This is a genomic window from Pseudoalteromonas sp. MMG006 (assembly GCF_018101025.1).
Lineage (GTDB): Bacteria > Pseudomonadota > Gammaproteobacteria > Enterobacterales > Alteromonadaceae > Pseudoalteromonas.
Map to the genome: position 1 here is coordinate 42686 of NZ_JAGJEJ010000024.1, position 7456 is coordinate 50141.

Annotated in this window: 5 protein-coding genes and 1 pseudogene; all 6 read left to right on the forward strand. The window is 38.9% G+C overall.

Annotated elements, in window-relative coordinates; all coding sequences use genetic code 11:
- Positions 1 to 96: 96 nt before the first annotated feature.
- The 6 genes and pseudogenes from J8L73_RS17265 (at position 97) to J8L73_RS17290 (ending at position 7292) form a co-directional block, all read left to right on the forward strand.
- Positions 97 to 1071 carry a WYL domain-containing protein gene (locus J8L73_RS17265; protein WP_247659699.1) on the forward strand — a complete coding sequence of 325 codons (975 nt, stop codon included), beginning with the start codon at positions 97 to 99 and terminating at the stop codon, positions 1069 to 1071.
- A gap of 78 nt (positions 1072 to 1149) precedes the next feature.
- Complete coding sequence (locus J8L73_RS17270; protein WP_211018937.1) at positions 1150 to 2247, forward strand: cell division protein FtsZ; 1098 nt, start codon at positions 1150 to 1152, stop codon at positions 2245 to 2247.
- Positions 2248 to 2322: 75 nt separating this feature from the next.
- Positions 2323 to 2616 (forward strand): cyclic-phosphate processing receiver domain-containing protein, encoded by a 294-nt coding sequence (locus J8L73_RS17275; protein WP_211018938.1) that lies wholly within the window; start codon positions 2323 to 2325, stop codon positions 2614 to 2616.
- A 429-nt stretch (positions 2617 to 3045) separates the two neighbouring features.
- Complete coding sequence (locus J8L73_RS17280; RefSeq protein WP_211018940.1) at positions 3046 to 3291, forward strand: YfhL family 4Fe-4S dicluster ferredoxin; 246 nt, start codon at positions 3046 to 3048, stop codon at positions 3289 to 3291.
- A gap of 199 nt (positions 3292 to 3490) precedes the next feature.
- Positions 3491 to 4195: a metallophosphoesterase gene (locus J8L73_RS17285; protein WP_211018943.1), complete on the forward strand. Its 705-nt coding sequence runs from the start codon at positions 3491 to 3493 to the stop codon at positions 4193 to 4195.
- 169 nt (positions 4196 to 4364) lie between these two features.
- Positions 4365 to 7292, forward strand: a pseudogene (locus J8L73_RS17290) (TonB-dependent receptor).
- Positions 7293 to 7456 lie beyond the last annotated feature (164 nt).

Sequence of the window (7456 nt, forward strand, 5' to 3'; positions counted from 1 at the left end):
GGTATCGTATAGCTTTATCAGCTGACATAAAATTTGGACGAAGTATCCAAGAGCACTTTAGAGTAATTCAAAAATGACTCCACACCATTTAATATAATGATCTCACACCGCCATTTATCCATTTTAGAGCTTGTGCCAATAGCGCCAAGCTCTATTTCGACATTCCAGTTGCAGCAAAAATTGCTTGAACGTGACTTTGATATTTCAACTCGCATGCTGCAACGCGATCTACAATCACTTTACGATCAAGGTTGTTTTGGTCTTGAAAAAGATATGCGTAGTAAGCCCTATGGTTGGTCTATTAACGCGCAGTGGCGAGGTGGTAACGCAAAAGTTATGAGCAGCGAAGTTGCTGAGCATTATTTGTTGTTGGAGCAGTTACTACCGCAATCTGTATCGAGCGATGTTAAACGCTCAGTTCATATTAAAGCAGAGCAGGCGCTTAAACGTGTTAATGGCCATTTGCCCGATTGGCTTTCAACCCTGCCAAAACCGGCGTTAAAAGTGAATATTGATAGCAAATTAGTTGCGCAAATTGAGCATGCGATTAAGCATAAGCGTGTCGTGAGCGCTGAGCTTTATAGAGTACTTTACGATGAGGCTCATTGGCTAAAATTTGCGGAGTTAAGTTTTTATAACTTAGTCGAGCAAGGCGGCGTTTTAATGGCGCAGTTTATGGTGGGAGAGCTTCACGACAAGTGTTATCAAATGCCGGTTTACCGCATTCGTAATGTACACATTTTGCAAAAGACACGACGTGAGCCAAGTTCTGAGCAATTAAAGTCGTTACGTAGTGCGATTAACAAAGGCATGTCGCAAGAAGCGATTGAGTTAATTGTAAAAGTACCCAGGCACTCGGCGGTTAATCAAGGCTTTATTGAGCTTGGTGAGCTGACTGATAAGCAACAGATTGACGATAAAAACGTATTACTTACCTACCGGACGATTGATACCGAGCAACTAACCGATGAGCTATTTAAATGTGCTCATTGGCTTGAAGTTATTAAACCTGAAAAGCTGCGGCAAAGAATCACTACAAAGCTTAAAGCGGCCGCTAACATCTATAAATAACTCCAACTTGTTTAGGTGCGTCAATTTTTGACGCACCCATTTGTTATGCTCCTTTAAAAGTTAAGGAGTGATTAGATTATGTTTCAATTAATTCAGCAAAATGATGGTTTATCAATCGGTGTATTTGGTATTGGTGGGTGCGGTTGTAATACGCTTAACAGTATTTTTGAGCAACGTGAGTCTGATCAGGCGCACTTGTACAGTGTTAATACCGACAAAGTAGTGCTTGAGCATACACAAAGTGATGAAGCAGTGCTTATAGGTGCTGAGCTCACTCATGGATATGGTGCGGGCGCCGATCCTAAAGTTGGGCTGCAAGCAGCAGAGGAAAGTAAAGAGCAGCTTTTAACGCTTATTAATGGTTGCGATATCATACTGTGTGCAACAGGGTTGGGTGGTGGTACTGGAACTGGCGCTAGCCCGTATATTGCAGAGCTTGCTAGTGAGCAAGGTAAGCCCATTATATTTGTTGCTACATTGCCATTTAGTAGTGAAGGTGAGTTTAGAAGCAATATAGCGCAAACTGGTCTAAATGAACTCAAAGAGTATGCTAATGCGGTTATTACGCTCCCAAACGATCAACTCATTAAAGTGCTAGGTAATGATATTGGCTTATTTGATGCGTTTAAACACTCAAACCAAATACTCCACTCACTCATAAAATCATTAATCGATATGCTTTGCTATCAAGGCTTAATAAACGTTGATTTAAATGACTTTGCTAAAATTATGGATTGCCAGGGAGATGCTGTACTAGGTGTTGGTAAATGCGATGAAGAAAGCGAGCTTACTACTGCGCTTGATAGTGCACTTAACAATCCGCTGGTTAATCAAGTTGATATGTCATCAAGTACAGGTGTGATAATACAAGTAAATTGCAAAGATGAAATTTCACTAGGTAGTTATAACCTGATTACCGATACAGTACGTCAGCAGGTAAGCCCTAATGCGTTAGTTATTTGTGGTGTATCAAAAATAGAAAGCCTAGCGACTAACTATGAGCTGTTGATCATCGCAACCGGTGCAAGCGCTAAGATGATTGTTGAACCTTTCAATAATGCGCCTAGTAGCGAAGTCGAACAATCGCTAGCTGCAAGAGCTAAACCTCAAACTTCTGATATTTTTGACATACCAGCGTTTATACGTAATCAAGCTCCAGCACCATCTGGAAAATAACTATTATTATATAGCTTAAAGGGTTGTTAGTTATTGCTTTCAGAGTCTGAATAAATTTTTCAGTGAGATAAACCTATGAATGTATATTTAGATGATGAAAGAGAAACACCAGCCGGTTGGTTACGAGCCTATTGGCCTGATGAAGTGATTGCACTTTTGCAGAGCGGCAAAGTAAAACAGCTCAGCCTTGATCATGATTTAGGAAATGATAATAAAGGCACTGGCTATGACGTTTTACTTTGGATTGAGCGGGCAGTGTTTATTGATGGCTTTGTACCACCGATAATAGCCGTCCATTCAGCTAATAGCTCAGCACGAATTAAAATGGAATGCGCAATTGCACAAATTAATTTACTGGCTAGGCATTAATATTGAATGAGACTAAAAATAAGTCACGTTCTAAAGTGGTCGCCACTGAGCGAAAAGCATAGGATATTTTTGATACCCCTGCTCTTAGAAGAAATCAATCTGCACCACGTAGTAAAAGCACTTTGTAGGGTTTGCAAGCAAAGACAGCGGTATATAGCTATAGGTAAGCGCGACCACAGGACGATTTAGATAAAAATTTATTAGCTTTGCTATTACCTTCACAAATAGAGGCCTTACGGCGATTTTTATTGATTGAGATCAACAAAGCAACAGAGAAAACAGGCATAATTCGCGGCTGTATCTCACACCAAAAAATTAAAAATTGTGGCTTTTTACTAAGCTAATGTTGAGTGTAAATTAGCCTCAACACAGCTGTAATTTTTCTCATCTTTTTGTCTTATAATGATTTTAATTGAAAAAGGGTAAAAAGTGGCTTTGCTTATAAATAATAAATGCATTAACTGCGATATTTGTGTTGCCGAGTGCCCGAATACGGCCATTTATATGGGGCCTGAAATTTATCAAATAGACCCTGCAAAGTGCACAGAATGTGTAGGGCATTATGATAACCCTACGTGCGTTATTGTATGCCCAATTAATTGTATAAAGCCCGATCCTAATAATCGTGAAAACCTCGATGAACTAGCTCAAAAGTATGTCAGGTTAACTAGTTAGCGTTAATAAATCTTTCAAGTAATCACAATATAGTACAAATATAGTTTCCTCTAAGGTTGCTTATAACTTGAACATACTTCAATCCCGAGAGGCCAATATTATTTTAGCTTCATTAAATGTTAATTATAGTGTGTTACTTTAGTACTTTATAAACTCAACGTTTAATCTAGATATAGGGTTAGATTTATAGGAGTCTATTTTGAAAATAGGTACTAACGCTATCCAAAGTGCACCCTCTAAACACGTAATATCGCTTGATAATGATTGTCGCGTATTTGTTATTGGCGATCTTGATGGTGACTTACCTGCCTTAAAGCATGAACTTAATAAAGTAAATTTTGACCCGCAAATAGATTTTTTATTTTGCTTAGGCGATTTTGTTGATCGAGGTGAGCAAACCCCGGATTTATTCTCTTACCTACAGGCCATTAATGCATTTATGGTTTTAGGTAATCATGAGCATTTAATGCTTGAGTCGTTATTGAGTAACGATATAGCTGCATATAAATTATGGACAGAAAATGGTGGTAATTGGCACAAGTCAATTTCAAGTGAAAAGCTTAAAGTTATGTGTAATGCGCTTTTAAGTAAGCCGCTTTCGATAATTCTCGAATATCGTGGTTACAAAGTTGGTTTATCTCACACATTTCCTCAAATATGGGATTGGAATAATTACCCAGATGATAAGCCAACCGTTGTAGAGTCGTTACTGTGGGATCGTAATGTAGTTAAGCACGATAAAATAATAAGCAGTGATGGCGTTGATTTTTCTATTCATGGGCATAATTCAACCAAAACGCCATTTTGGATTAACAATAGCTATCATATTGATACAAATTATTTAGGAGGAAAACCAACTCTTTTAGAGCTTAGTGAAGTTATTAAAAGTATATCTTTAAAATAATTAATAGTAATGGCTGTTTAATAATCTATTTTTTATTTGCGTTAACAAACGATTAAGTTTGGCTATGTAAAATTGGCGCAAATTTGCCATTACGTAACATAATTACGTAAAAGGATTAACTATTTGCTTTAGCTTGTGCAAAGCAAGTTTAAATGGAACAGCCTCTCTCATGTTACTAACACGCCATTTTTCTCTCCCTTTTTCAAAACTTTGTAAATCATCACTTTATTTATCTGTACTTTCAGCGCTTGGTTCAGGTTACGCCTATGCAGATCAAGAAGCTTTAAATGCAGTAAATAAAAAAGAGATGGAAGTAATAGAAGTACGCGGAATACGTTCCAGCATGGCCGAAAATTTGGATGTTAAGCGTATGTCGGGATCTGTAGTAGACGCAATTACTGCTGAGGATATTGGTAAGTTCCCTGATAAAAATGTGGCTGACTCATTACAACGTGTACCCGGTGTTGTTATTGAACGCGATGGTGGCGAAGGTGCGTCGGTGAGTATTCGTGGTTTATCGTCTGAGCTTACGTTTACTCAGCTTAATGGTAATTTTATTGCATCTTCGCCGGGCGAGCCCTCGCGTTCTTTTGATTACACATTACTACCTTCTTTTATGATTGAAAGCGTTGAAGTATTTAAATCGCCAGAAGCACGATTAGACGAAGGTGGTGTTGGTGGTACTGTATTAATGCGTAGCCGAAAGCCGTTAAGCATGGAGGCGAACTCAGGTGTATTTAATGTAGAAAGCACTTACGCCGATGTTACCAAAGAGTATGAACCACAATTTACTGGGTTGTATTCGTGGAAAAACGATGATGAAAATTTTGGCATTTTAGTGGGTTATACCTATCAAGAGCGAACAAATAGAACGCTCTCAGGTGGTACCGATGCAAATGTATGGCGCTACACTGGTGACAGCCAACCTACTGATATTACTGGTAACTCAGTTGATAACAACAATGGCTGGGATACGATAAATGATGCAAGTGGTAATAGTTACGATGGGGTGTGGTTTCCGCAAGTAGTGCGTGGCTCAGTACTGAACGAACAACGTGAGCGCGAAGGGGTTCAATTTAGTACGCAGTGGCGGCCAACAAATCGCTTAGAGCTAGGTTTTAATTATTTTGGTTTTACACTCGGGCAAGACCGAACTGAGTCTGTAATTGATATACCTGAATGGTCACTCAGCCCAGACTTTTTAACGGCGGTTAATCTCGACGAAACAGGCACTATTGCAACTGGTATGCAGTACGATGCTATGGCAAGCGGCGTCGAAAATGATATGCAGTTTCCGTGGATGCGCGGAAGCTATGTGCGAGAAGAGTCAACTTCAGACACGTTTGATTTTAATTTAACTTACGAGGATGATAACTTCAAAGCACGCTTTGTAATTGGTAATACACAATCAGAGGGTGGCCCAGAGGAAAGCTGGGAAGCGGCGTATAAAAGTTCTAACGCGGGCGAAAACGCAGCGACTATACAAAACGCAGCTCAAACGGCTGGTTGGTCACTAGAGCAAGATAACGTGTCACTTAATATTGATCCAAACACACTCGCTAACTTACAAAATGGCATTGGTGGTGGGCGTGATGCGGGTTCTTCAAACTCAAGCTTTGTACGCAGCGAGCTTGAAGAAGACTACTATCAATCAGATGTCGATTTTTATGTTGACTGGGGCTTTTTAAAAACCATTAGAACAGGCGCTAAATATCGCCATGCGACGCTTCATAGAGAAACAGGTAATACGTTTTTTTTAGATCCTAATTTTGATATTGCTGCAGGTGAAGCGAGTGAGCAAGGAATAACGCAGTTCGATAGTTATCAATGGAATGGTGGGATGCCGCTGGCACAAGATGTATTTACTAATCAAACAAATATCATAGGTGGGTTTGGCATAAACCAAATGCCAAGTGTTGACTGGGACAAGTATCGTGATTTAGTGACAGCTAACTACAACCCATATACGCGAATTGAAGATAACTTTGTTTACGATATAGAAGAAAAAATATCTGCTTTTTATATTCAAGGTGATTTTGAGTTTAGTGAAGTAAGAGGTAATTTGGGCGTACGCATAGTACAAACTAAAACATTTACTTCATCTACTGACTTATATACCTATCAATTAGATCATACAAATGATGAAACAGGAGAGCCAGTAACAGGTGACGCTCGCTTTGTAGAAGACTATCAATTAGTCACTCAGCAAAATAAAGACACTCAAATTTTGCCAAGCTTTAATATTGCGTGGGATGCTACCGATGATTTGGTTGTTCGTGGAGCAATTGCAAAAGGAATGTCGCGTCCTGATTACGGCGATTTAGGTGCGCAGCAGCGTATTACATTTGTATCGGATGAATGGGCAAATGATAGATCTGCATTTAACGAGCTTCCTGGTTTTAGTGGCAGCGGTGGTAATAAAAACTTAAAACCGTTTGAGTCAGTACAGAGCGATTTATCTATTGAGTATTATTACAGCGAAGGCTCAGCAGTAGGTTTGGCACTATTTTACAAAAAGGTCGATAACTTTGTCGTACCGCTTGTAATAAATGCACAGCAAAGCTTTGCAGGAAAAACCAACATAGTAGATAGTGGTACTATTACTATTTCACCCTACAGCACTGTGGGTAATGGCACCGATGCAGTATCAAAAGGCGTGGAAGTATTTATTCAGCATGCATTTGATAATGGCTTCGGGTTTTACGCAAACTATACCTATAACAAAACTAATAAAGCAGACGTTACTATAAATGGCGAAGCGTTCGGTTAATCGCCACTAATTGGCAGCGCTAAATATCAGTACAATACATCTGTTTATTACGAAGCTGATTATTTTAATGTACGTGCTTCTTATAATAAGCGAGGAGAAACAGTACTCGGTTTAAATAGCGGGTTAAATGTATACCAAGACCCTTACGAACAACTCGATGTAAATGCATCCGTAAATTTATACGATGGGCTTAGCTTTACTGCAGCGGTTATTAATTTAACTAAATCTGAATCAGTAACGCGTTTAGGAAATGACACCGATGCACGATTACTCAATACTAGCTACTCAGGTCGTCGTTATTACGCTGGTTTTAACTATAGCTTTTAGATATATGGCTTAATAGCAGATCAAAGACATTATTATTTGATAGAGCAAGCTATAACAAACAATTTTAAAAGGTATAAAATGTTAATAAAGTGCTGGTTATGTTGTTTTTTTAATGTGTTTAGCTCAAATACTCAACGAACAGTGTTTTATTTGAAGTTTTATCG

Bases quoted from the DNA above. Each gene is read 5' to 3' on its own strand.
- J8L73_RS17265 (WP_247659699.1), top strand. From the start codon at position 97: ATGATCTCACACCGCCATTTATCCATTTTAGAGCTTGTGCCAATAGCG.
- J8L73_RS17270 (WP_211018937.1), top strand. From the start codon at position 1,150: ATGTTTCAATTAATTCAGCAAAATGATGGTTTATCAATCGGTGTATTT.
- J8L73_RS17275 (WP_211018938.1), top strand. From the start codon at position 2,323: ATGAATGTATATTTAGATGATGAAAGAGAAACACCAGCCGGTTGGTTA.